Genomic DNA, 23937 nt, shown 5'->3' with positions numbered 1-23937 from the left:
GTACAAGAAACGGCCCCGTGATCTTCACGGGGCCGTTTCTTGTTCGGGTGTGTGCTCAGCGCCCTAGACGGCGGGACCGACCGGGATGTCGTTGAGCGTTCCCGGGCCGTCCACCAGGATGACCGGCTGCTTGCCGCCGTTGATCGCCACGATCTGGTCCCACGAACCGAGCGGACGTCGTGTCCCGGCCTCGACCACGTACACCGTGCCGTTGTCGGAGGTCTTCACGAAGACGTGCTCGATGGGTGCGCCGCCGCCCTGGGGAAGCACAGCGCAGGTGCCACCGGTCAGATCGGTCACGGGCATTCCATGAGTGACTCCGCCTGCCAGCGGGTAGATACGATCTCCCGCGGCGAAATACTCCGTGGAATCGCAACGCACGACCCGCGTCAGGCTTCCGGCGGCCGCGGTATACGTGGCCAGTGACGCATCGGTCGCGTACGACCACGAGTTCATGCCGAACGCCGACGTCGTCGTGAACGAAGCCACCGGGATCTTGCGGGTGGCACCGTCAACGAAGTAGATCGTGGCGTCGCCCGGGCTGCGAACGAGTGAGGCGCCCGGCAGGTACGGGGACGCGAGCGGGATCGCGGATCGGGCATCCTGCGAAATCCACACGATCTGAGGAGCGGAACCGTTGTTCAAGGCGAGCAGCGTGGTCCAGGTCGGTACGGCGCGAGCCGTGCCGGCCTTGACCCCGTATACGGTGGGGCTTTCCGGCGAGATCACGAACAACGCACCGGCAATGGTCTCGCCCCGGGGCAGCCGGGCGCACGAGTCGGCCGACAAATCGGTGACCGGCAGGCCTGACGCTTCCGCGCCCTGCGCCAACTCGCGCAACGAGCCGGCGGCCGCGAAGTAGGCCTTGCCGTCGCACCGAACGGTCTGCGTCAGTGCCGCACCCGTGGAGTAGGAGTCGAGCTGGGACTGCGGCACGGTTTTGAAGCCGTTCGCACCGAACTCGCTCGCCAGACCGAACGAGGCGATCGGGAGCTTACGGTCAAGCCCGTCGATGAAGTAGACGGTTGCCGAACTGGACGACTTGGCCAGGCTCATCGGTGCCAGCACCGCCTGGACGATCGGAAGCGCTGCGGCAGCCTGGGCGCTCATGGTGGCGATGTACGGGACCGTGCCTCCGTTGAGGCTGATGACGGTCTCCCACGCGGTGATCGCGGTGCGGCCGCCCGGCGACAGCATGTAGACGGTTCCATCGTTGACCACGAAGAACTTGGTCATCTCGCCACCCACCGGCAACTTGGCCAGCTGGGCAGGGGAGAGGTTGACGGCCGCGGCACAGGCGAACCCGTACGAGGTCACGAGCTCACACGAGGTGAAACGATGCCGCACACCGGCCTGGACGAGGGAGATGTCGCCGCTTCCCGCGTCACGCACCAGGGTGCTCGCCAGGAGGGGCGAGGTCGAGAAGCTGTCGAGGTAGCTCTGCGAAACGATCCGGAACGGGCCGAGCGCGCCGAGGCCGTTCAGGACGTCCATCGACGGAACGGCGTACTTCGTCGTTCCGGAGAGCAGGTAGATCGTGCCGTTCGATTCGGTGCGTGCGAAGTCGCCCCCGCCCTGGGTGTTGCCGAACCAGTCCGTGAAGATACGGAAGAAGTTGCGGTTGCCGTAGGTGGAGCAACCGTCGCCGGTGCCGTACATGTTGGCCAACGAGGCACTGTTGGGTCGGTACGGGGTGTAGTTGTAGAGGCCCGCCGTGGCCTGGTTCTCGATGTACACCTGTGACGATCCGCACCCGGCGTTGGGGTGCCACTGGATGGTGTTCGTCCGGCCGGCCTGGAAGTTACGTCCGCTCGGTGTGGCCTGGTACTTCTTGTACTGGTAGGCCGCGTTGTAGACCTGATTGAAGAAGCCGTAGTACACGGCGTCGCAATCGGCGGTGTCCGGGCAGCCGAACCCCGTCGCCTTGCGGTAGATGCCGGACGTGGGTGAGGTCGCACTCACCAGTCCCTGTTCCTTTTCCAGCAGGACCAGCATCACCTGCGGGTTGATGCCGCAGAGGGAGGACACCTGCCAGATGATCTCCGCAGCGCTCTGATTGGCGGGGCCGGGGTAAGCGGCGCAGCCGGCGGCCCGTTGCGGCTGATAGGACGAGTCTGCGCGGTAGTCCTTGAGGCAGACGTAGCCGGAGCGGCAGGAGGGCACCTTGGAATTGAGGAACGCCTGCACCTGCGCGACGCTCATCGTGTTCGAGTTGTAGAACTGTGCGTCAGAGATGATGTTGCCGGGGTTGAAGTCGGCGGCCGAGGCGGCTTCCGCGCGGGACGGCGCCTGGCCGACCACCAGAAGCGGGGCAATGAGGACGACGGCGATAATCGCCGCGAGGAATCCCGTCCAGCGCCGAGCGCTCATCCGTGAGACATTCGGCAGACGGATCATGAGCGTTTCCCTACGTTGGCCAGCGCGTTCAGAGGTCAGATTCGGGTGGCCGCCCACAGGCAATCGCGCGCTCCCCCCAGCAGCTGAACGCGTGTTGCCATTCAGTACTTTTAGGTACTCTATTACACTGTGTCGGCTACACCCCCTCGATGACACTCCAGCGATATCACCCCATCTCGCGGGTCAGCGCGGCTCGTTGGAATTCCCGTCGTTAGACTGGTGGGTGAACGTCGCGGCAACATGGCCCTGGGCCGCCGGAGATCCGATCGATAGTCACCAGAGAGTCCTCATCAGAATGTTAAGCACATCTTCGCTGGAACACACGGTTTGCAGCGACGCTGACGTCGCTCGTGCCGCGTCCGCACCGAGCGCAGACGTCGGTCGCTCATGACGTCGTCGAGCGCTCGTGAGATCCAGGCCGTTTCCGTCGACCTGATGATGCCGTTCTACGGCGATCCGGCTCTGTTCCGGCTCGCGGTGGAGAGTGTTCTGGCGCAGACGGATCCGAACTGGCGACTCGTTGTGATCGATGATCAGTATCCGGATGCCGCCCCGGGAGCCTGGGTGGCCGGTCTGGACGATCCCCGCATCGTCTACCTCCGCAACGAGATCAATCTGGGCGTGAGCGGCAACTTCAAGAAGTGCGCCGAACTGGCCACCGCGGATTTCACGACCATCGTCGGATGCGACGACCTCCTCCTGCCCAACTATGTGGCCCGAATTCGTCAGCTTGTCGCGGAATTCCCCGATGCGGACTTCGTTCAGCCGGGGGTCCAGGTCATGGACGCCACCGGCGAGGATGTCCTGCCCCTGGCCGATCGGGTCAAGGGCTGGTATCGGCCACGCGTGGCCGGGGCGACGCAGATCTCCGGAGAACGGCTGGCATCGAGTCTTCTCGCGGGCGCCTGGACCTACTTCCCGTCCATCGCGTGGCGCACGTCGCGTCTGCACCGACACGGCTTCCGGGACGACCTCGATGTCGCCCTCGATCTCGCCCTGCTCATCGACATCGTCGTAGCCGGTGGCACGCTCGTGCTCGACGACCAGCCGAGTTTCCGGTATCGCCGGCACTCCGGCAGCGTCTCCTCGTGGAAGGCCGACGACGGCTCACGCTTCGTCGAAGAGCAGCGCTACTTCGCGGAGTGTGCGGAGCGGATGACCGCCATGGGGTGGAAACGTGCGGCGCGGGTCGCCTCGCGCCACTATTCTTCCCGGCTCAACGCCGTGACCCGCATCCCCGCGTCCATCACGGCCAGGGACCGCCGGGGCACCCGCGCTCTCCTCGGGCACGCCCTGGCGATCACGCCGGGGGACCGCTCCCTCGGGAGCGTCTCGGTCCCGCCCGTCGGGGCCAGCCCGGTGAGGCTCGCCCAGGACATGTCCTCGGTTCTCGCGCGTACCCTGATCGTCATGCCGGCCTTCAACGAGGAAGAGTCCGTCGGTGACGTCGTGCGTGAAGTCTTCTCCGCTCTGCCGGGGGTGCACTGCCTGGTGGTCAATGACGGTTCGGCCGACCAGACGACGGCCTGTGCCCGTCGCGCCGGTGCCGTCGTCGCTGAGCTTCCGGTCAACCTCGGGGTCGGCGGTGCCATGCGACTGGGCTTCAAGTACGCCATTGCTCACGGCTTCGACAATGTCGTGCAGATCGATTCAGACGGCCAGCATGATCCGGCGAACGTGCTGGCCCTGCTCGAGCGACTCGGTGACGCTGACCTGGTCATCGGTGCCCGCTTCGCCGGAGTCGGCGACTACGAGGCACGCGGACCCCGTCGATGGGCTATGCGTGTGCTGTCCGTCATTCTCAGCCGCACCGCGCGGACCACGCTGACCGATACGACCTCCGGGTTCAAGGCCTCCGGGCCTCGTGCGGTCGCACTGTTCGCGTCGCACTATCCGGCGGAGTACCTGGGTGACACCATCGAGGCCCTTGTCATCGCTTCTCGTGCCGGCTGCCGTATCGAACAGGTGCCTGTCATCATGCGGGTGCGCGCAGGGGGGCAGCCGTCACACAACCCGCTTCGATCCGCCGCCTACCTCGGCCGGGCCTTCGTCGCCCTGTGCTTCGCACTCATTCGTCCGTCGCTGCCACTTCGACCGGAGGCCTGAGTCCGTGAGTTTTTCCACCTATATCATCGGCGTCCTTGCCGCTCTCGCGACGCTGGGCGTTGTGATCGAGATGCTACGCCGACGACGCCTGCGTGAGCGCCACGCGCTGTGGTGGGTCATCGCCGGCCTTCTCGCGCTCATCATCAGCGTGTTCCCGGACACTCTCATCTGGGCGGCGGCGCGCTTCGGAGTGGATGTGCCGACCAACCTGGTCTTCTTCGTGAGCATCGCCGTGTTGTTTCTCGTCTGTATCCAGCACAGCGCCGAATTGACCGATCTGGAAAGCAAGACCCGCACTCTCGTGGAGATGTCTGCATTGCAGGATCTGCGCCTGCGCGAGTTGGAAAGCCGCGTGGATTCCGAAGATCTGCACGGTACCGCGACCGGCCGCGGAGTGCGACTGCCGGATACCCAGGAGCTCCGACCCGAGCGCTAAACTTTCCGCGGCGTGGGCACCCCGCCGCGATTCCTTTCCTCCCGTCCGCGGTCGCCCCGCCGAACGGTTCAATAGATGCGGACACAGCAGCGGCATGAAGACAGCAGCAACCAGCGATACGTCATCGGCACCATTAGACCGCACCGGCCGCCGATGGCGGGTCTTTGTCACCAGTTTTGTGGTCGTCCTGGCCCCGATGCTGCTGTGGGCCCTGGCGTCGCCGATGATGTCAGCACCCGATGAGGCGTCGCATGCGATCCGCGCCGCCGCCGTCGCCCGCGGACAGATCGCGAGTGTGCCCTGGGACCAGGACCTGTCGCTGGCTCGTGCTGAGGTCCCGCGGTCCGTTGCCCACGCCCACGAACTCAGCTGCTACAAATTCCGGCCGGATATCTCTGCTGGCTGCGTTCGCCCTGTCGAGGGCGATCCGACTGACATCGTGGTCACCGGAACGTCCGCCGGGCTGAACAGCCCCGCCTACTACGCCATCGTCGGGCTGCCGACGCTGGTGATTGACGGGACACCGGCGTTGTATGCGATGCGAGCGCTCAGTGCGGTACTGTCCGCCGCCGCCCTGGCCGTGATGTTCATGCAGTTGATGCAGTTGCCCCGGTCCCGATGGGTCATCGTCGCTGCCGCGGTCGCGGTGACGCCGATGGTGCTGTATCTCGGTGGGTCGATCAATCCCAACGGCGTCGAAGTCGCGTCGGCGGGGGCTCTGTTCGCCACCCTGGTGCTCACCCTGCGGACACCGGCCTCCCGACGTCTCCTGTGGGAACGGGCAGCACTGGTGGTCGTCACGGCCGCGGCCCTCTTGAGCACACGAAGCATCTCGCTGCTCTGGGTGCTGATCATCGTCGGAGCGGCACTCGTGTTCGCCAATCCGCGTGTCGTGGCGGGTCTGGTCCGCCAACCGGCTGCCTGGGTGGCCATCGGAGCATGTGGCCTCGTCAGCGGACTGACGGTCGCGTGGTACCTCGGCCTGGCCACCTTCGCCGAGCACCCCACCGCCAACACCGGCAGCAGCCCGACCATCGAGTTCTTCACGATGGTGCTGCGTACGCTCGACTTCAGTGACGGGCTGATCGGGTTCTTCGGTTGGACCGACACACCCTCGCCCAGCTTCAGCATCATCGTGTTCAGCTTCGGCATCGTGACCGTGCTGGTCGCCGCCGTGGCCTGGGGATCGCGGCGGGGAAAGTTCGCCGTTCTCGGCCTGGCCCTGGTCATGGTGCTGGTGCCGGCGATCACGCAGGCCATCCTGATCAGTTCGATCGGCAGCATCTGGCAGGGTCGCTACATGCTGGCCATGATGATGTGCCTCCTCGTCGCCTGCGGTCTGGCGATCGACGATTCCGATCAGAGGCCACAGCCTTCCGCGGGCCTGAAACGGTTCGTGATCACCCTGCTTGTTCTTTTGTCGATCGGGCAGGTGTTCTCGTTCGTCTCCACCCTGCGGCGGTACATGGTCACGGTCAACGGCGGCATCGAGGCCATGTTCCTGGCACCGAGTTGGCAACCGCCGGTGGGATGGCTCATTCTCACGGCCGTTCTCGCCGCCGCCGTGACGGTGGGCGCGCAGCTCACGTACCGGGCGGCATTCCGCGAGTCCCGCACGGCGGTGGGCCCGCTCGACGCCGCCAGGCCCGAACCGGCCGCTGCGGCTTAACCGCGCAGGCGTTCCCGGGGGACCGTCCCGGGGGACCGTCCCGGGGGACCGTCCCGGGGGACCGTTCCGAGGGCGACCCGCGAGCGTCAGGTCGTGAGCAGCAGCAGCGCCGGCGGCAGCAGGAGCAGGACGACGGTCGCGGAGACCACCAGGGTGCGCGCCGCCGTGCTCAGCCCGGGGACCTCGCCCAGCAGACGGCTCACCCGCGGCCCGACCAGGTCTGCCGAGGACACGTCATCGAGGCCGCCCGCGGCCGCGAGCGGCGTCTGGGTGCCGGAGACCTCCGCCAGGTGGGCGGTGCCCACGAGTGCGATCGCCCTGGCCAGGGTGCGGTCGTCGACAGCCTGCCTGGCCTGGTCGTCGGCCATCATCTCCACCAGCAGGGCCACCGCGTTCTCGGCGCGGTTGGCGATGGGGAACCAGGGCAGGGCGCTGTGCCAGGACTTGAACGCCAGCAACACCACGTGGTGCTGCTGACGCAGGTGGGCGCGCTCGTGCGCCACGACGCCACGCAGCTGGTCGGCATCCAGCAGGTGCAGCAGACCCCTGGACAACACCGTGGCCGACCTGGTGCCCCCGGGCAGGCAGTACGCGATCGGCGCGGCGTGATCGATGACCCTGGTGCCCTCGGTATCGAAGGGCAACGGATCGCTGAGCAGTCCGATCAGGGTGTGGTGACGACGGCGCTGCCGCTCGGCGCGGATGAACGTGGCACTGAGGTTGAGCAGCAGGTGGGTGCCGAGGATCAACGCCAGGCAGAGCGCCATCACCCCCGCCAGCGTGGCCCCGGCGGGTAGAGTGCCGGCCGCGACGTGCCCGGCGAGGGCGCCGAGGGCCGACACGGGGGTGGCTCCGAACGGGATCAGGCCGAAGACCAGCAACGAGCCGATCATCGAGATGCCACCGGCCAAGGCGATCGACTGCCACAGGGCGAGGGCCAGGCCGGGCGCGCGAGGCGGCCAGTCTGCCCCGGCAAGCAGGATCGGAACGGGCCAGGCCAGGAGGACGGCCAGCGCCATCAGGGCCAGTGCGGTGTTGAGCACGGCGCGCTACCCGGCCAGGGCCGACAGGCTCGTGCCGGAGATGACGGCCATCGTCACTCCGGCGACGGGCCGATGCTCTCAAGCAGGGCGCGCAGGGTCTGCGCCTCCTGCGGGCTGACATTTCCGATGAACCGGGCCAGAGTCGCCGTGCGGTCGCTCGTCGTGCCCAGAACCTCGTGCATGAGCTCGGCGGTGTGCTGCGCCCGAGAACTCACTGCCGTGTACCCGTGCGGCCGGCTATCGCGGTCGCGAGTGACGAAGCCCTTGCTCTCCAGGCGCGACAGCACGGTGAGCACCGTCGTCGTTGCGAGGGGCTTCGCGCCGGTGGCGGCGGGATCGAGCAGAGCATCACGCAGTTCGTTGGCGGTCAGGGGAGCGTCGGCAGACCAGAGCAGGTCCATCAGCATTCGCTCGAGCACGCCCAGACTTCCCATGAGGAAACTTTACCAAGCGAAACTGCGCTTTCTACCGAACGTAGAATAGTAGTCTTCTACGACACGTAGAAAAACCGTCTTGGAGGGCATATGAACGAGTGGCTTGATCCGTTACTCCTGTCGCGCTGGCAGTTCGGCCTGACGACGATCTACCACTTCCTGTTCGTACCACTGACCATCGGCCTGGTCACGACGGTGGCGATCTTCCAGACCGCCTGGTACCGCACCAACAAGGCCATGTACCTCCAGCTGACCCACTTCTTCGGCAAGATCTTCTTGATCAACTTCGCCATGGGCGTCGTGACCGGCATCGTGCAGGAGTTCCAGTTCGGCATGAACTGGTCGGACTACTCCCGCTTCGTCGGCGACGTCTTCGGGGCGCCCCTGGCGTTCGAGGGCATCACCGCTTTCTTCCTGGAGGCCACTTTCATCGGCCTGTGGATCTTCGGTTGGGACAAGCTGCCCAAGGGTCTGCACCTGGCCACCATCTGGCTCACCACGGTGGGCAGCATCGCGTCGGCGTACTTCATCATTGCCGCCAACGCCTTCATGCAGAACCCTGTCGCGTACCAGATCAACGAGGAAAAGGGTCGGGCCGAACTCACCAGCATCGGCGAGCTGCTCACCAACCCGATCGCCCTCGCGGCCTTCCCGCACACGATCTTCGCCTGCTTCATGGTCTCCGCCGGCCTGATCATCTCGGTCGCAGCCTGGCACCTGTCCCGCAATCAACACCTCGAGACCATGCGGCCCGCGCTCAAGTTCGGCCTGTGGATGATGGTCATCTCCGGAGCCCTCACCACCCTGATGGGCGACCAGCTGAGCCTGGCGATGGTGGCGGCGCAGCCGATGAAGATGGCGGCGGCCGAGGCCATGTACAACACGGCCACCGGCGCCGAGGCCTCCTTCTCGATCTTCACCCTCGGCACCCCCGACGGTGTCAGTGAACTCTTCTCCGTGCGCATCCCGTACCTGCTGTCGTTCCTGTCCACGCACACCTTCGACGGCACGGTGGAGGGCATCAACAACCTCCAGGAGCAGTACGTGCAGCTCTACGGTCCCGGCGACTACGCGCCGATCATCTGGGTCACCTACTGGTCGTTCCGGTGGATGATCGGGCTCGGCATCGCCCACATCCTCGTCGCCGTCGCCGGCCTCTGGTTCACCCGCAAGGGACGGAGCCCGAAGACCTGGATGTGGAAGATCGCGATCTGGTCCTTCCCGATGTCGTTGCTGGCCATGAGCGTTGGCTGGGTCTTCACCGAGATGGGCCGGCAACCGTGGCTGGTCTTCGGCCTCCTCAAAACCGCGGACGGTGTCTCGCCGAACGTCAGCGGGCTCGAGATCCTCATCTCTCTGATCGCCTTCACCCTGCTCTACGGCGCCCTCGCCGTGGTGGAATTCCGCCTGATCCTCAAGGCGGTCCAGAAGGGGCCGGACGACGCTCCGGCGCCGGACCCGGTGTCCGGCGAAATCAAGCACACGACCACGGTCTACTAGGAGCTCACCATGGAACTCAATATCCTGTGGTTCTGGATCATCGCCGCGATGTTCATCGGCTACTTCGTCCTCGACGGGTTCGACTTCGGGGTGGGCATGTCCCTGCCGTTCCTCGGCAAGGACGACACCGACCGCCGCGTCCTGATCAACACCATCGGCCCGGTCTGGGACCTCAACGAGACCTGGGTCATCGTGGCCGGCGCCTCACTGTTCGCCGCGTTCCCCGAGTGGTACGCCACGATGTTCAGCGGCTTCTACCTGGCGTTGCTGCTCATCCTGTTGGCGCTGATCGCCCGAGGCGTGTCGTTCGAGTACCGGCACCAGCGGCCCGAGCTGAAGTGGAAGAAGTCCTTCGACACCATGATCGTGGTCGGTTCGGCCGTGCCCGCCCTGCTCTGGGGCGTGGCCTTCGGCAACGTCGTCCGCGGCGTGCCGCTGGACGAGAACTTCAACTACATCGGCAGCTTCTTCGATCTGCTGAACCCCTACGCGCTGCTCGCGGGCCTCACCACGCTGCTGCTCTTCTTCACGCACGGCGTGATCTTCGTCTCCACCAAGACCGAGGGCGACATCCGGGTGCGGGCCCGCGCCCTGGCGATCAAGTCGGGGCTGGTCACCATCGTCGTGGCAGCATCCTTCCTGGTCTGGACAACGCTCGCCTACGGCACCCTCGCCTCCGGCATCCTCGCCGCCGTCGCGGCCGTGGCCCTGATCACCGCGTACCTGGCCAACCTGCGCGGCAACGAGCGCACCGCGTTCGGCCTGATGGCCGTCACCATCGGTTTCGCCGTGCTGACCCTGTTCGCGTCGCTGTTCCCTGACGTGATGCCGGCCAGCAACGATGTGGCCAACAGCCTGACCATCGAGAACGCGTCATCCACCCCGTACACGCTGCAGGTGATGAGCTGGACCGCGCTGATCGCGGCCCCCGTGATCCTGGGCTACCAGGGGTGGACCTACTGGGTGTTCCGCAAGCGGATCAGCCGGTCGCACATCGAAGCCGCCGTACACTAAAACGGATGCGTCCCCTCGATCCTCGGCTTCTCACCCATGCCTCCGCGGCCCGGTGGTTCCTCCTCGTCGGTGCGGTTCTGGGCCTGGCCCAGACCCTCACCGTCGTCGCGTTCGCCTGGTTCTTGAGCCAGAGCATCACGCTCGCGGTCAGCGGCGAGTCGCTGGAGGCGCTCAGCAGCACCGTCGCCGCGCTGGCCGCCGTGGTCATCCTGCGCGCCACACTGGTGTGGCTGCTCGAGGTCGCCGCCAGCCGGGGGGCCGCAGCCGTGAAGAGTCAGCTGCGCACCGCGGTTCTTCGCCGACTGGCCGAGCGCGGACCGGACTGGCTGGCCGGCCAGCAGTCCGCCCGGGTTGCGACAGTGGTCACGAGCGGTCTGGACGCACTCGACAACTACTTCGCGAGGTACCTGCCCCAGCTGCTGTTGACGGCCATCGCCACGCCGATCCTGGTGCTGGTGATGCTCTGGCAGGACCCGGCCAGCGGCATCACGGTGATCATCGTGCTTCCGCTCATCCCCGTGTTCATGATCCTGATCGGCCAGGCCACCCAGGTCGTGCAACGTCAGCAATGGGATGCCCTGCAACGGCTGTCGGCGGGTTTCCTCGACGTGGTCGGCGGTCTGGCCACCCTGAAGATCTTCGGGCGGGACCGCCGCCAAACCGCCCGCCTGGGCAACCTCACCGACGAGTACCGGGGCCGCACCATGAAGGTGCTGCGGGTCTCGTTCCTCAGCGGATTCGCGCTGGAACTCGCGGGCAGTCTCTCGGTGGCCCTGATCGCCGTGTCCATCGGACTGCGGCTCGTCGACGGGTCATTGCTGCTGGGTGTGGGCCTGTTCGTGCTGCTGCTGGCGCCGGAGGCCTTCCTGCCGCTGCGCCAGGTCGGCGCGCAGTTCCATGCCGCGGCCGACGGCCTCGCCGCGGCCGAAGAGGTCTTCGCCATCCTGGAAAACGACGACCTCCCGGCCCCTGCACCCCGGGTCGGTTCGGAAGGGACGGCCGGCACCGCTGTCCCCACCTCGCCCCACGACGCCGACAGCGTCGACACCCTCCGCTTCGACGCGGTCACCATCCGCCGCGGCGACGCCACGATTATCGACGGTCTCAGCGCCGACTTCGCCGCCGGGGAGCTCAGCGTGCTCAGCGGGCCGAGCGGCGTGGGCAAGTCCACCCTGATCGGTGCCCTTCAGGGCTTCATTCCCCACGACGGCAGGCTGCTCCTCGGCGCCAGGGCCGTGCGCCCCGACGACAGTCGGCATTGGCTCGCCTGGTCCGGGCAACGCGCCGGCCTGTTTTCCGGCAGTATCTCGAGCAACGTCGCCCTCGGCGCCGACGCCACCGATGACGCCCTGGTCACCACCGCACTGCGGTGGGCGGGCGCCGGCGATCTGGATCCCGAACTGCGCCTGGGTGTCAACGGGGCGGGACTGTCCGGCGGTCAAGCCCAGAGGGTCGCCGCTGCGAGGGCCATCTACCGATGCATCTCCCTGGACTGTCCGGTCCTCGTGCTCGACGAGCCGAGTTCGGCTCTCGACACGATCGCCGAGCAGGCCCTCATCGAGGGACTGCGCCGGTTGGCCGGCCAGGGCCGCATCGTCATCGTCGTGAGTCATCGCCCGGCCTTCGTCTCCGCCGCCGACCACGTCGTCCACCTGAACGAGGTCGCCCATGTCTGATCGACGTTCTCCCGTCACCCTCGGTGTGTCAACGGCCACCTGGGCCGTGCTCAGACTCGCCCAACCGCCGGCACGCCGCAGCCTGCCCGGCCTCGCGGCCGGGGTGGGCAGCGCCGCCAGTGCGGTGGCGCTCCTGGCCTGCTCGGCGTGGCTCATCACCCGCGCCGCCGAAATGCCGCCGATCCTGTTCCTCGGCCTGGCCGTCGTCGGAGTACGCGCGTTCGCCCTGTCCCGCGCGGCGCTCCGCTATCTGGAGCGACTGCTCAGCCACGATGCGGCGTTCCGCCAGCTTGGAGATCTGCGGCTGGGCATCTTCGCCCGTCTGCTGCCCCTGGCCCCGGCCGGACTCGCCGGCACCAGGAGGGGCGACCTGCTGACCCGGCTGGTGCGCGATGTCGACGACCTGCAGGACCTGCCGCTGCGGGTCGTGCAGCCCCTGGCCACCTCGGGCCTGGTGGCCGTTCTCAGCGTCGTCGGGGTCTGGTGGGTGCTGCCGTCGGCGGGGCTCACCCTGATGGTGTGCCTGATCGTGGCCGGCATCGTCGGCACCCTCGCGACAGCGGCGCTGTCGGCCCGCTCCGAACGCGACCTGGCGCCGCTTCGAGGCGCCCTGGCCGACGAGGTGCTCGAGGTCGTCGAGAACCTCGACGTGCTCACGGCCTTCGGCGCCCTCGAGACCCGACTGACCGCCCTCGCAGCGGTGGAGAACAGGCTGCGGACGGCGTCGCTCCGCAGCTCAACGGGAGCCGGAGTGCAGGCCGCCGTGATCTCACTGTGCGCCGGCGCCGCGACCGTGCTCGCACTCATCGCGGCAATCCCGGCCCTGGGCTCCGGCGGCGTGTCCGGCCCCGCCCTCGCCGTGGTCGTGCTGATTCCCATGGCAGTGTTCGAGGTCTTCGCCATGATCCCCCCGGCCATCAGTGCCTGGCGCCAGGTCCGATCCAGTGCCGAGCGGGTGGCGACGGCGGTGCCCGAGACGATTCCCGCCGAGATTCCGTCGGATGTCGCCCTGCGGGAGGCGTCGGAGCCGACCGCCGTCGTGCCCCAGACCGGCAACCCGCTCATTGAGCTCACGGCGCTGGGCGCCAGCTGGCCGGGAACAGATCACCCCGCGCTGGCCGGGGTGACGCTGCGGCTGAACGCCGGCGACCGCGTCCACCTGGCGGGGGCCAGTGGAGCGGGCAAGACCACCCTCGCGCAGACCTTGGTGCGTTTCCTCGACTACACAGGGTCATACCGGGTCAACGGCGTCGAAGCCAGAGACCTGGCTCCGTCCGAGGTGCGGCGGATCGTGGGACTGTGCGAGCAACGACCGTGGCTGTTCGACGACACCGTACGGCAGAACCTGCTCTTCGCGCGGGACACCGCCACCGACGATGACCTTCTCGACGTGCTTGCCCGGGTCGGGCTCGCCGACTGGGTTCGCCGGCGCGGCGGCTTGGATGCCCGGGTGGGCGAGCGCGGGGCCCTCGTCTCCGGCGGCCAGGCCCAGCGGATAGCCCTGGCCAGGGCGCTGCTGGCCGACTTCCCGGTCCTCATCGTCGATGAGCCCACGGCCAACGTAGACACCGGCCTCGGCGACGCGCTGATTCGCGACATCCTGTCGGCGTCGGCCAACGCCGGCCGGGCCGTCCTGCTCATCTCGCACACCCCGGTTCCGGTCGGGCTGATCACGAGCACCTACACTCTCACGGCCGGATCCGGCCTGAAGCTGGACTCTACTCCGGGGGAAGCTCTCGTTCCATGAATCTGGCCTCCCGGCGCTTCAGCCAGCGCTTGACGAGGACCACAACCACGCCGAAGGCAGCGATCGCGCCGACGAACAGGTACCCCGCGAAGTGCAGCTGGTCTGAAATGCTGCGGTATCCCTCGGCCGCGGCGGCGCCCACACTCACGTAGGCCAGGGTCCAGAGCACACAGGCCGGCACGGTCCAGGTGAGGAAGGTGCGATACCGCATGGTGCTCATGCCCACGGTGAGCGGGATGACCGAGTGCAGCACCGGCAGGAACCGCGAGAGGAATACCGCGATCCCGCCGCGCCTTGCCAGGTAGCGCTCCGCGGCCGCCCAGTTCTTCTCACCGATGCGCCGGCCGAGCCAGCTGAGCCGGATCCACGGGCCGAATCGGCGCCCCAGACAAAAACCGATGCTCTCACCGGCCAGTGCGCCCAGGATGACCGCCAGCACCAAGCCGACGTATTCGACGGGTCCCTCCACGGCCGTGCTGGCCACGATCACGATGGTGTCGCCAGGGACGACCAATCCGATCAGCACCGACGTCTCCAGGAGCATGCCCACGCCCGCCAGCAGGGTGCGCACGACGGGGTCGACGGAGCTCACGGCGTCCAGGATCCAGTTGAGTACGTCGTTCACCTCGCCAGCCTAAAGCGTGTGCCTGCGCGGGTGGTGTGCGGGCGTGGCCGGGGATCCGTGATCCCCTGAACTGGGTGCTGGACCCTGCAGAATGTGTGCACGACCATGGACCATGGCAACAAGGATGCGCGGCCCCCACCCTGGCGAAACTGTCAGGATGGTGCGCACCGCCGCCGTATCGTGATCCAGCGCCGAAGCGCCCTGCACCTGCTCTGGGCGATGCCCCTGGTTTTCGTGGTCGGTCTGCCCGCGCTCGCTCTCGCCAGACTCAGCGGGTGCCCATGGGGCGGGTGCCGCAGCTGGCAGGGCCCGTACCCCGCAGACACCGGCACGGCGATCACCGCCTGCATCCTTGCCGCGGTGGCCATGACCCTGGTTCTCGCACTTATCCCGTGGCTCAGGCCGCGTGCCATCAGGATCGCCTTGGCTCTGCTGACTGGTGCCTGCTGGGGCCTCGTCATCGCGCTCATCGCCCACGAGCTGTAGACAGGGCCAGGAGGACAGGCCTGCACCTTCGGGAGTCATCTCCGCGGCTCTAGGCTGAGGGGATGCCGTCGACACCCAGCCTTCCGCAACCGGACGTCACCCGACGCCCGGCCCGGATGCCGCCCGACCCGGTGTTCTCCCGTCGGCTCCCGCACTGGATCGACCCGGCCGCGGCCTTCGATCTGTTGCACCGCGAGGCCAGCCATGCCGTTTGGCTGGACGCCGGAACCGGCGCGACGGCAGGTGTGAGCTATCTGGCGGCCGCCCACGACCGCTCTCGGTTCGTCACCGCGTCGGCCCGGACCGGAACGGTAACGTGTTCCCGGCCGCTCGACGCCGCCACTGAGGCCCGTACGACGCCCGGCACCATCTTCGACTTCCTGCGGGCCGACCTGGACACCGTGCGCGCGACGTCGGCGGACGGGACCTCTCCGGACGAGGTCGGTTTCCGGCTCGGCTGGATGGGCTGGTTCGGCTACGGTCTAGCCGTGTCCGCCGCCGGTCTCGAGGCGGGGGAGCAGGCCGACAATGCCCCCGATGCCGCACTGCTCTACGTCGACCGTGTCATCGCCTTCGACCACGCCGCCCGCACGGTCACCCTGCTTGCCGCCAGCGGGCCCGACCTCTCCCCGGACGCCATCGAGGAGTGGGCACTGCACACCTCTCGGGACCTCAGCTCTCGGGACCTCAGCAGCCGGCTGCCCGACGCCGCTCCGCAGGACGCGCCGGCGCGCCCGCTGCTGCATCCGGCATCCGCCACGGCCGTCGACGTGCGCTGGCGGCACGACGCCGGCGAGTACGCCCGCCTGATCGAGGCCTGCCAGGATCGCATCGAAGCTGGCGACGCGTATCAGCTCTGCCTCACCAACGAGATCACCATCGCCGGCAGCTTCGACCCCGGCACGGTGTACCGGCAGCTGCGCGCGGGCAGCCCGAGTCACCACGGCGGCCTGCTCAGGTTCGGCGCCCATGCGCTGCTGAGCGCCTCGCCGGAGGAATTCCTCTCCGTGACACCACGGGGTCGGGTGCAAACGCGTCCCATCAAGGGCACCAGGCCTCGATCTCCCGATCCGGTCACCGACCGGATGCTCGCCATCGAACTGCTCGCCAGCGACAAGGAGCGCGCCGAGAACCTGATGATCGTCGACCTGATGCGCAACGACCTCGGCCGGGTGGCCGCCCTCGGCACGGTCGCGGTGACGTCGTTGCTGCAGGTCGAGAGCTACCCGCACGTGCACCAGTTGGTCAGCACCGTCGTCGCCCAGCTGGCGCCGGGGATGACCGCGGTCGACACCATCGAAGCCGCCTTCCCCGCCGGTTCGATGACCGGGGCGCCCAAGGCCAGCGCCATGAGCATCCTCGCCGCGCTCGAAGGTGGCGACCGTGGCATCTACGCGGGGGCCTTCGGCTACCTCGGCAACGACGGCGCCGTCGACCTGGCCATGGTCATCCGCAGCATCGTGCTCGGCCCGGCGGGCGCCTCGATCGGAACCGGGGGAGGCATCACGGCGCTCTCGGTGCCCGCCGAGGAGATCGAGGAGACCCGGATCAAGGCCAGGGCACTGATCGGCGCGATCCTGGCGTCCGCCGCGGCGCCGGACCCGGCGGATGGTCAGGGTTTAGTAACCTAGGAGCTTGGGCGTCGCCAGCGGGATCACTTCGCTGCGCGTAGACGCCACCTCACCACAATGAATGAGAGTCACGTGGCACACGAGCACGACACCATGTCCAACGGCCCCGAGGACGAAGACGGCTACGACTTCGCCGCCATCCAGGCGAAGTGGGCGCCGATCTGGGACGAGCTGGAGCCGTTCCGCACCAGCGACCCCGACGACACCCGGCCGCGCAAGTACGTGCTGGACATGTTCCCGTACCCGTCCGGCGACCTGCACATGGGCCACGCCGAGGTGTACGCGCTCGGCGACATCGTCGCTCGCTACTGGCGCCAGCAGGGCTTCAACGTGCTGCACCCGATCGGCTGGGACTCCTTCGGCCTGCCCGCCGAGAACGCCGCCATCAAGCGCGGCATCGACCCGCGCGGCTGGACCTACGACAACATCGCGCAGCAGAAGAAGAGCATGAAGCTCTACGCGGCATCCTTCGACTGGTCCCGCGAGCTGCACACCAGCGACCCCGAGTACTACAAGTGGAACCAGTGGCTGTTCCTGCAGCTGTACAAGAAGGGCCTGGCCTACCGCAAGGACAGCTGGGTCAACTGGGACCCGATCGACCAGACCGTGCTCGCCAACGAGCAGGTGCTCGCCGACGGCACCAGCGAACGCAGCGGCGCCGTCGTGGTGAAGAAGAAGCTCACCCAGTGGTACTTCAAGATCACCGACTACGCCGACCGCTTGCTCGATGACCTCAACCAGCTCGAGGGCACCTGGCCGGCCAAGGTCCTGAACATGCAGCGCAACTGGATCGGCCGCTCCATCGGCGCCGACGTCGACTTCACCATCGAAGGCCGCGCGGAACCGGTCAGTGTCTTCACGACCCGCCCGGACACCCTCTTCGGTGCCACGTTCATGGTCGTCGCCCCCGACGCCGACCTGGCCGCCGACCTCGTCGCCGACGCCTCACCCGAGGTGCGCGAGCGCTTCGCGGCGTACCTGGTGCAGGTGCAGAACAGCACCGAGATCGAACGCCAGGCCACCGACCGGGAGAAGACCGGCGTCTTCCTCGAACGGTACGCGATCAACCCCGCCAACGGTGAGCGCCTGCCGATCTGGGCCGCGGACTATGTGCTGGCCGACTACGGTCACGGCGCCGTGATGTCGGTTCCGGCGCACGACCAGCGCGACCTCGACTTCGCCCTGCGGTTCGACCTGCCGGTACGCGTCGTCGTCGACACCACGGCGCCGGTCACCGGTGTCATCCCGGTGATCACCCCGGGGATGCTGGACGGCTCCGAAGAACTGCCGTCCCTCGACTCCGACGCCCTCGACCCCGCCCAGACCGGCGTCGCGCTCACCGGCGACGGCCGCCTGGTCAACTCCGGGGCCCTCAACGGCCTCACCAAGGCCAACGCCATCAAGCGGATGATCGACAAGCTCGTGGCCGACGGCACCGGGCGGGCGGCCAAGAACTACCGCCTGCGCGACTGGCTGATCTCCCGTCAGCGCTACTGGGGAACCCCCATCCCGATCATTCACGGCGAAGACGGCACCGAGATCCCGGTTCCTGAGGACCAGCTGCCGGTGTTGCTGCCGCCCACTGACGGCCTCGACCTCAAGCCCAAGGGCACTTCCCCGCTCGGCGGTGCCGCGGACTGGGTGAACGTCGTCAACCCCATCGACGGCACCCCGGCCAAGCGCGACGCCGACACCATGGACACCTTCGTGGACAGCTCCTGGTACTTCCTGCGCTTCCTCAACCCCACCGACGACACCAAGGCGTTCGACCCGAAGGAAGCCGACAAGTGGGCCCCCGTCGACCAGTACGTCGGAGGCGTCGAGCACGCCATCCTGCATCTGCTCTACGCCCGCTTCATCACCAAGGTGCTCTTCGACCTCGGCTACGTCACCTTCACCGAACCGTTCACGGCTCTGCTGAACCAGGGCATGGTGATCCTCGACGGTGCGAAGATGTCCAAGAGCAAGGGGAACCTGGTCTACTTCACCGAGGAGGTCGACAAGTACGGCGTCGACGCCGTCCGGCTGACCATGGCGTTCGCCGGCCCGCCCGAAGACGACATCGACTGGGCCGACGTGTCCCCGGTCGGTTCGGCGAAGTTCCTGGCCCGTGCCTGGCGCGTCGCGCGCGACGTCACCAGTGCTCCGGATGTGGAGTGGAAGACCGGGGACGTTGCCCTGCGCCGCGTCACCCACCGGTTCCTGGCCGACGCCCCTTCGCTGATCGAGTCGTTCAAGTTCAACGTCGTCGTGGCGCGAATGATGGAGCTCGTCAACGCGACCCGCAAGGTGATCGATACCGGTGTCGGACCGGCCGATGCCGCCGTGCGCGAAGCCGCCGAGGTCACCGCGATGGCGTTGAACCTGTTCTCCCCGTACACGGCCGAAGACATGTGGGAGCGGCTCGGCTACGAGCCGTGCGTCGCGCTCGCCCTGTGGCGGAAGCCCGACCGCAGCCTCCTGGTCGCCGAGTCGGTGACCGCGGTGGTGCAGGTCGACGGCAAGGTGCGCGACCGCCTCGAGGTTTCCCCGAAGATCAGCAGCGACGACCTCGAGGCCCTCGCCCGTGCGTCGGCCGCGGCGATCCGTTCGATCGGCGACCGCGAGATCATCAAGGTGATCGTGCGGGCTCCCCGGATGGTGAGCATCGTCACCAAGCCCGCCGCTTAGGCTGCGCGCCCCGCCTCCACAGGCGGGGCGGAGCGCTGTAACCACCACAACCTGGACCGGCTCCAAAACCTCGGCGCCCCGCGGGGGTTCCTCCACAGCCCGGCCGACCGTCGCCTCGACACAGATCCCCGCACGGAACCGGCGCGAGCGGGCGCGCTGTTTAGCCTGTCCGCATGGATTTTGACCCGTTCGCCAGTTTGACGCCGTCGTCCCGCGCGCGCTCTGGGCTGCCGGGGTCCCGGTCGGCCGGCCCCGGCCGCACCCGGATACGCATCGGGGTGGGCGCGGCCATCGTCCTGTTGCTCGCGGCGCTGGGCATCAGCGTGACCGTGACCGCCATCGGGCAGGTCGGCCACAGCGTTGCGGTGCCGGCGAATCCGGGCGCGGACCCACGGGTGGACGACGCGAGTGCGAGCCAGACAGCGGGTCCGCCCACCGGCGCGACCCCGGGAGCGCAGTCCGACCCGCGCGGCACCGGTGCGCCGACCGGCGAAGCGGAAGCACCCGGAGTGTTTGTGCACGTGCTGGGTGCCGTCGCGCATCCCGGCCTGTTCGAAGTGCACGAGGGTGCCAGGGTCATCGACGTGGTCGCCGCCGCTGGCGGTCTGCTCCCCAGCGCAGACGAGGCCGGCCTCAACCTGGCCAGACTCGTCGCCGACGGCGAGCAGCTCTACGTTCCGGCGCACGGCGAGATTGCGCCCGGTCCACCTGCCGGGGCGCAGGCCGGAGGCGCCGGGACGCCCGGCGGCGCACCGGGCGCCGCAAACGGGGGTGCAGCGGTGAAGGTCAACCTCAACACGGCCACGTTGGAGGACCTCGACACGCTGCCTCGGATCGGCCCGGTGATGGCCCAGCGCATCCTCGACTACCGCGCGGCGGAGGGCAGATTCGCGAGCATCGACGATCTGCGCAACGTGACCGGGATCGGCGAGAAGACCTTCGCTGCGCTCACGGACCTGATCACCGTATGAATCAGGACGGCATGACGCGAAGCCTGAACAGTGTGGACCTGCGGCTGGTACTGCCGGCCGCGGCATGTTGGTTGTCGGCCGGGCTGCTGGTGGCGACGACGACGCAGGCAGCCCTCGTGGCCGGCCTGGCAGCGGCCGCCGCCGCCCTGCTGACCGTCGGTGCACTCGTGACCGGGTCGCGAGCACGTGGCACGGGCTTCCTGGTGGAGCGCGTCCGCCCGGTACTGGCCACCGTGGCGGTGTGCTGCGCTGCGGCCGCATTGGCCGGGCTGTCCGTCGCGGTGCAGGCGCCCGTGCGGTTGCCCGAATCCGTTCGCGCCGTGGCAGCCCGACACGGCGAGGCCTCCATGGTTCTCACGGTCTGGTCGGCGCCGGCGCAGAGCAGTCGGTCGGCCATCGGGGGTGGGGTGCAGATGCGGTTCCGGGCCACGCTCACCTCCATCGGCGAGCCAACCGGTCAGGCGAGCACGGGGGAGACTTCCCTAGCCGGGGCCGGCCTGTCGGTGCCCGTCGTCGTCTTCGCCCCGGCATCCGCTGAGACCCCCGCCATCGGCGATGGGATCCGGATGACGGGCACTCTCGGTGCAACGGAGCCGGGTGACGCGGCCGCCGTCCTGATCTTCGGGCGAGCCCCACCGGAACCGGTACACCCCGCGCCGTGGTGGCTGGCCTGGGCGAACGCCGTTCGCGAGGGGTTCGCGACAGCGTCCGCCGAGCTGCCCGGTGACGGAGCCGGCCTGCTGCCCGGGCTGGCGATCGGTGACACCACGGCGGTGGATGACAGCCTCGACCAGGATATGAAGACGAGCTCGCTCAGCCACCTCACCGCGGTGTCCGGAGCCAATTGCGCCATTGTGCTCGCCATCGTCCTGGTGGCAGCAGCCGCGCTGGGCCTCGGCCGGGTGTGGCGGCTGGTCTGCGGGCTGGTCGTGCTGGCCGGCTTCGTGGTGCTCGTCACCCCGGAACCGAGCGTGGTGAGGGCCGCGACCATGGCGACCATCGTTCTGCTGTCAGGTTCGCTCGGTCGGCCAGGGCGAGGGCTCCCTGCCCTGGCCATGGCCTCGCTCTGCCTGCTGATCATCGATCCCTGGCTGGCCCGCAATTACGGCTTCGCGCTCTCGGTGCTGGCCACCCTCGGGCTGCTGGTGCTGGCGGGGCCGCTCAGCCGTCGGCTCAGACGCTGGCTTCCCACGCCCGTCGCCACGGTACTCTCGATCCCGATCGCCGCTCAGCTGGCCTGCCAGCCGGTGCTGGTCATGCTCAGTCCGACGCTCCCGGTCTACGGGGTGCCGGCGAACCTGCTCGCAGCCCCCGCCGCGCCGGTGGCCACCGTTGCCGGCCTGGTCGCCTGTCTTCTCCTGCCCTGGGCACCCGTTCTCGCGACCCCGCTGGTGTGGCTGGCCTGGCTGCCGGCCACCTGGATCGCCGCTGTCGCGACCACGACCGCCGGTTTGCCTTCCCACAGCCTGCCCTGGCCGGGTGGACCGTTCGGAGTGGTCCTCATCGTGGCCTGTACCGTCGCCGTGCTGACTCTGCTTGCTTCTCGCGGCTCCGGCCGGATGACGGTGCTGGTGCGGACCGCCAGCGGGACCTTGGTCTGCGTGGTCGCCGGGTGGGCGATCGGAGGCGCGGTCGGCACAGGGCTGGGGCGGGCCGCAGTCTTCCCCACGGCCTGGCAGATCGCCGCCTGCGACATCGGCCAGGGCGATGCCGTGCTCGTGCGTGACGGTGCGTCGGTCGCGCTCGTCGACGTGGGCCCGGACCCGGCGCTGCTGGCCGACTGCCTGGACACCCTCGGCATCGACAGGGTCGATCTGCTGGTCCTCACCCACTACGACCTGGACCACATCGGCGGTCTGGCCGCGGTGATCGGCCGGGTGGACACCGCACTGGTGGGCCGGCCGGAGAACAGCCAGGATGCGGCGCTGCACGACCGACTGGCGGCCGGCGGGGCCGACGTGCGCGAAACCGCCCGCGGCGACACCGGTGCCCTCGGCGCACTGATCTGGGAGATCCTATGGCCGATCCGCGGCTCGACCCTCATGCAGACCGGGAACCCCGGCAGCGTCAGCATGACGTTTCACGGTGGCGGCATCCGGTCGCTTTTCCTCGGCGACCTCGACGAGGAGGCCCAGAAGGGGCTGCTGGCCGCCGGTCAGATCGGTGCCGTCGACGTGGTCAAGGTCGCCCATCACGGCTCTCGCGATCAGAGCGCCGCCCTCTACGCCGAGATCGAAGCGAGCATCGGAGTCGTATCGGTCGGTGCGGACAACGGCTATGGACACCCCACCCGGTCGGTGCTCGACATCCTCGGCGCGGCGGGAACCACCGTGCTGCGCACCGACGAGGACGGGATGGTGGTGGTCGCGCCCGGTACCGGTGCCCCGACGGCCCGGCGGGGACTCGTGGTCTGGACGGAGAAGGTCACAGGCGCCGGTTAGGCTGGGTTGGTAGCGAAGGGAGCCGCGTGGCCGCACGAACAACCGCACAGGCACGAACCGGCAAACCGGCCGCCAAGGCCGGCACGGCGAAGATCCCGCAGCTCGCCTGGCATCAGGTGCGCCCGGCTCCCGTCGTGCTCGTCTCTGGCACCGAGACGTTCCTCGCCGAACGCGCCATCCGGTCGCTGCGGGACTTCCTCAAGCTGGAAGACCCCAGCCTCGAGGTCAGCGACATCCAGGCCGACAGCTACGCGCCCGGTGAGCTGCTCACCCTGGCCAGCCCCTCGCTGTTCGGCGAGCCGCGGCTGATCCGCGTGAGCAACGTTGAGAAGTGCAGCGACACCTTCCTCACCGAGGCCATCGATTACCTGCAGAACCCCGCAGACGACACCTACGTCGTGCTGCGCCACGGCGGCGGCGTGCGCGGCAAGAAGCTCCTGGACAGCATCCGCAGCGGCGTGGGCGGCGCCGTGGAAGTGGTCTGCGCCGAGCTCAAGAAGGATTCGGACAAGCACGACTTCGCCACCGCGGAATTCCGCTCGGCGGGCAAAAGAGTCACCCCGAGCGCATTGCGGTCGCTGGTGGCGGCGTTCTCCGACGACCTGGCCGAGCTCTCCGCCGCCTGCCAGCAGCTCATCGCCGACACCGGAGCCGAGGTCACCGAGACCACGGTGGACCGCTATTACGGCGGCCGAGTCGAGACCAACGCTTTCAAGGTCGCCGATTCCGCCATCGCCGGGCGTCTCGGCGAGGCACTCGTCACCCTGCGGCACGCGCTGTCGTCAGGAGCCGACCCTGTCCCGATCGTCGCCGCTTTCGCCAGCAAGGTCCGAACCATGGCGAAATTGTTCGGCGTGCGCGGCGGTTCCGCCCAGCTGGCGGCCACCTACAGCCTGGCCCCCTGGCAGGTGGAGCGCGCCCAACGCGATCTGCGCGGTTGGAGCGATGACGGTCTGGCCCGGTGCATCGTGATGCTCGCCGAGACCGACGCGGCCGTCAAGGGTGCGGGCAGAGACCCGATCTTCGCGCTCGAGCGGCTCGTCACGGTCATCGCCAAACGCGGCGAATGAGGGCGGCCGGTCCCGGACCGA

At 68.3% G+C, this 23937-nt stretch carries 17 protein-coding genes and 1 pseudogene; 14 read left to right on the top strand and 4 right to left on the bottom strand.

The annotated features are described in order from the left end of the window. Positions 1 to 63: 63 nt before the first annotated feature. Complete coding sequence (locus RCH12_RS14025; protein ID WP_327017266.1) at positions 64 to 2397, bottom strand: hypothetical protein; 2334 nt, start codon at positions 2395 to 2397, stop codon at positions 64 to 66. Between the two features lie 387 nt (positions 2398 to 2784). On the opposite strand from RCH12_RS14025, the pseudogene RCH12_RS14020 reads away from it, so the two are divergent. The 4 genes and pseudogenes from RCH12_RS14020 to RCH12_RS14005 all read left to right on the top strand — a co-directional run. Next, a pseudogene (locus RCH12_RS14020) lies at positions 2785 to 3183 on the top strand (glycosyltransferase family 2 protein); the annotation flags it as partial. A gap of 591 nt (positions 3184 to 3774) precedes the next feature. Continuing rightward, on the top strand, positions 3775 to 4503 hold the full coding sequence (locus RCH12_RS14015; RefSeq protein ID WP_327017273.1) for a glycosyltransferase family 2 protein: 729 nt from the start codon (positions 3775 to 3777) through the stop codon (positions 4501 to 4503). A gap of 4 nt (positions 4504 to 4507) precedes the next feature. Continuing rightward, complete coding sequence (locus tag RCH12_RS14010; RefSeq protein WP_327017265.1) at positions 4508 to 4939, top strand: DUF2304 domain-containing protein; 432 nt, start codon at positions 4508 to 4510, stop codon at positions 4937 to 4939. A gap of 94 nt (positions 4940 to 5033) precedes the next feature. Further along, the gene (locus RCH12_RS14005) at positions 5034 to 6608 is read left to right on the top strand and encodes a DUF2142 domain-containing protein (protein ID WP_327017264.1); all 1575 of its coding nucleotides are present in this window, start codon (positions 5034 to 5036) and stop codon (positions 6606 to 6608) included. Positions 6609 to 6694: 86 nt separating this feature from the next. On the opposite strand, the gene RCH12_RS14000 is transcribed toward RCH12_RS14005, so the two are convergent. Both RCH12_RS14000 and RCH12_RS13995 read right to left on the bottom strand, forming a co-directional pair. Then, on the bottom strand, positions 6695 to 7651 hold the full coding sequence (locus RCH12_RS14000) for a M56 family metallopeptidase (RefSeq protein ID WP_327017263.1): 957 nt from the start codon (positions 7649 to 7651) through the stop codon (positions 6695 to 6697). Positions 7652 to 7704: 53 nt separating this feature from the next. Further along, positions 7705 to 8085, bottom strand: coding sequence for a BlaI/MecI/CopY family transcriptional regulator (locus RCH12_RS13995; protein WP_088456085.1), 381 nt, complete (start codon positions 8083 to 8085; stop codon positions 7705 to 7707). A 90-nt stretch (positions 8086 to 8175) separates the two neighbouring features. Between RCH12_RS13995 and RCH12_RS13990 the strand changes: the two genes are divergently transcribed. The 4 genes from RCH12_RS13990 to cydC are packed head-to-tail and all read left to right on the top strand — an operon-like array spanning position 8176 to position 14022. Continuing rightward, positions 8176 to 9585: a cytochrome ubiquinol oxidase subunit I gene (locus RCH12_RS13990; protein WP_088456086.1), complete on the top strand. Its 1410-nt coding sequence runs from the start codon at positions 8176 to 8178 to the stop codon at positions 9583 to 9585. 9 nt (positions 9586 to 9594) lie between these two features. Further along, on the top strand, positions 9595 to 10599 hold the full coding sequence (gene cydB / locus RCH12_RS13985) for a cytochrome d ubiquinol oxidase subunit II (protein ID WP_103431734.1): 1005 nt from the start codon (positions 9595 to 9597) through the stop codon (positions 10597 to 10599). 5 nt (positions 10600 to 10604) lie between these two features. Further along, the gene (gene cydD / locus RCH12_RS13980; protein ID WP_327017262.1) at positions 10605 to 12275 is read left to right on the top strand and encodes a thiol reductant ABC exporter subunit CydD; all 1671 of its coding nucleotides are present in this window, start codon (positions 10605 to 10607) and stop codon (positions 12273 to 12275) included. Then, positions 12268 to 14022, top strand: coding sequence for a thiol reductant ABC exporter subunit CydC (gene cydC, locus RCH12_RS13975; RefSeq protein ID WP_327017261.1), 1755 nt, complete (start codon positions 12268 to 12270; stop codon positions 14020 to 14022). The genes cydD and cydC overlap by 8 nt, the downstream gene beginning before the upstream one ends. Here the strand turns inward: cydC and RCH12_RS13970 are convergent. Then, on the bottom strand, positions 13994 to 14647 hold the full coding sequence (locus tag RCH12_RS13970) for a DedA family protein (protein ID WP_327017260.1): 654 nt from the start codon (positions 14645 to 14647) through the stop codon (positions 13994 to 13996). The two genes, cydC and RCH12_RS13970, sit on opposite strands and share 29 nt — an antisense overlap. 105 nt (positions 14648 to 14752) lie before the next feature. Here RCH12_RS13970 and RCH12_RS13965 point away from each other — a divergent pair, with 105 nt between their 5' ends. From RCH12_RS13965 to holA, 6 genes are all read left to right on the top strand, one after another. Next, a complete protein-coding gene (locus RCH12_RS13965; protein WP_327017259.1) occupies positions 14753 to 15133 on the top strand; it encodes a hypothetical protein in 381 nt (126 codons plus the stop codon). A 62-nt stretch (positions 15134 to 15195) separates the two neighbouring features. Next, the gene (locus RCH12_RS13960) at positions 15196 to 16764 is read left to right on the top strand and encodes an anthranilate synthase component I family protein (protein WP_327017258.1); all 1569 of its coding nucleotides are present in this window, start codon (positions 15196 to 15198) and stop codon (positions 16762 to 16764) included. 93 nt (positions 16765 to 16857) lie between these two features. Beyond that, positions 16858 to 19434, top strand: coding sequence for a leucine--tRNA ligase (gene leuS / locus RCH12_RS13955; RefSeq protein ID WP_327017272.1), 2577 nt, complete (start codon positions 16858 to 16860; stop codon positions 19432 to 19434). Between the two features lie 173 nt (positions 19435 to 19607). Further along, positions 19608 to 20405, top strand: coding sequence for a helix-hairpin-helix domain-containing protein (locus RCH12_RS13950; RefSeq protein ID WP_327017257.1), 798 nt, complete (start codon positions 19608 to 19610; stop codon positions 20403 to 20405). 11 nt (positions 20406 to 20416) lie between these two features. Next, positions 20417 to 22846, top strand: a complete 2430-nt coding sequence (locus tag RCH12_RS13945; protein WP_327017256.1) for a ComEC/Rec2 family competence protein — start codon at positions 20417 to 20419, stop codon at positions 22844 to 22846. A gap of 26 nt (positions 22847 to 22872) precedes the next feature. After that, positions 22873 to 23916: a DNA polymerase III subunit delta gene (gene holA / locus RCH12_RS13940; protein ID WP_327017255.1), complete on the top strand. Its 1044-nt coding sequence runs from the start codon at positions 22873 to 22875 to the stop codon at positions 23914 to 23916. Positions 23917 to 23937 lie beyond the last annotated feature (21 nt).

The organism is Cryobacterium sp. MP_3.1, assembly GCF_035984795.1.
Lineage (GTDB): Bacteria > Actinomycetota > Actinomycetes > Actinomycetales > Microbacteriaceae > Cryobacterium > Cryobacterium zongtaii.
This window is presented reverse-complemented; position numbering and strand designations above follow the sequence as displayed.

Excerpts from the sequence above, each read along its gene's own strand:
- RCH12_RS14025 (WP_327017266.1), bottom strand. The coding sequence starts at position 2,397 with ATGATCCGTCTGCCGAATGTCTCACGGATGAGCGCTCGGCGCTGGACG.
- RCH12_RS14015 (WP_327017273.1), top strand. The coding sequence starts at position 3,775 with ATGTCCTCGGTTCTCGCGCGTACCCTGATCGTCATGCCGGCCTTCAAC.
- RCH12_RS14005 (WP_327017264.1), top strand. The coding sequence starts at position 5,034 with ATGAAGACAGCAGCAACCAGCGATACGTCATCGGCACCATTAGACCGC.
- RCH12_RS13995 (WP_088456085.1), bottom strand. The coding sequence starts at position 8,085 with ATGGGAAGTCTGGGCGTGCTCGAGCGAATGCTGATGGACCTGCTCTGG.
- RCH12_RS13990 (WP_088456086.1), top strand. The coding sequence starts at position 8,176 with ATGAACGAGTGGCTTGATCCGTTACTCCTGTCGCGCTGGCAGTTCGGC.
- cydB (WP_103431734.1), top strand. The coding sequence starts at position 9,595 with ATGGAACTCAATATCCTGTGGTTCTGGATCATCGCCGCGATGTTCATC.
- cydD (WP_327017262.1), top strand. The coding sequence starts at position 10,605 with ATGCGTCCCCTCGATCCTCGGCTTCTCACCCATGCCTCCGCGGCCCGG.
- cydC (WP_327017261.1), top strand. The coding sequence starts at position 12,268 with ATGTCTGATCGACGTTCTCCCGTCACCCTCGGTGTGTCAACGGCCACC.
- RCH12_RS13965 (WP_327017259.1), top strand. The coding sequence starts at position 14,753 with ATGGACCATGGCAACAAGGATGCGCGGCCCCCACCCTGGCGAAACTGT.
- RCH12_RS13960 (WP_327017258.1), top strand. The coding sequence starts at position 15,196 with ATGCCGTCGACACCCAGCCTTCCGCAACCGGACGTCACCCGACGCCCG.
- leuS (WP_327017272.1), top strand. The coding sequence starts at position 16,858 with ATGTCCAACGGCCCCGAGGACGAAGACGGCTACGACTTCGCCGCCATC.
- RCH12_RS13950 (WP_327017257.1), top strand. The coding sequence starts at position 19,608 with ATGGATTTTGACCCGTTCGCCAGTTTGACGCCGTCGTCCCGCGCGCGC.
- RCH12_RS13945 (WP_327017256.1), top strand. The coding sequence starts at position 20,417 with ATGACGCGAAGCCTGAACAGTGTGGACCTGCGGCTGGTACTGCCGGCC.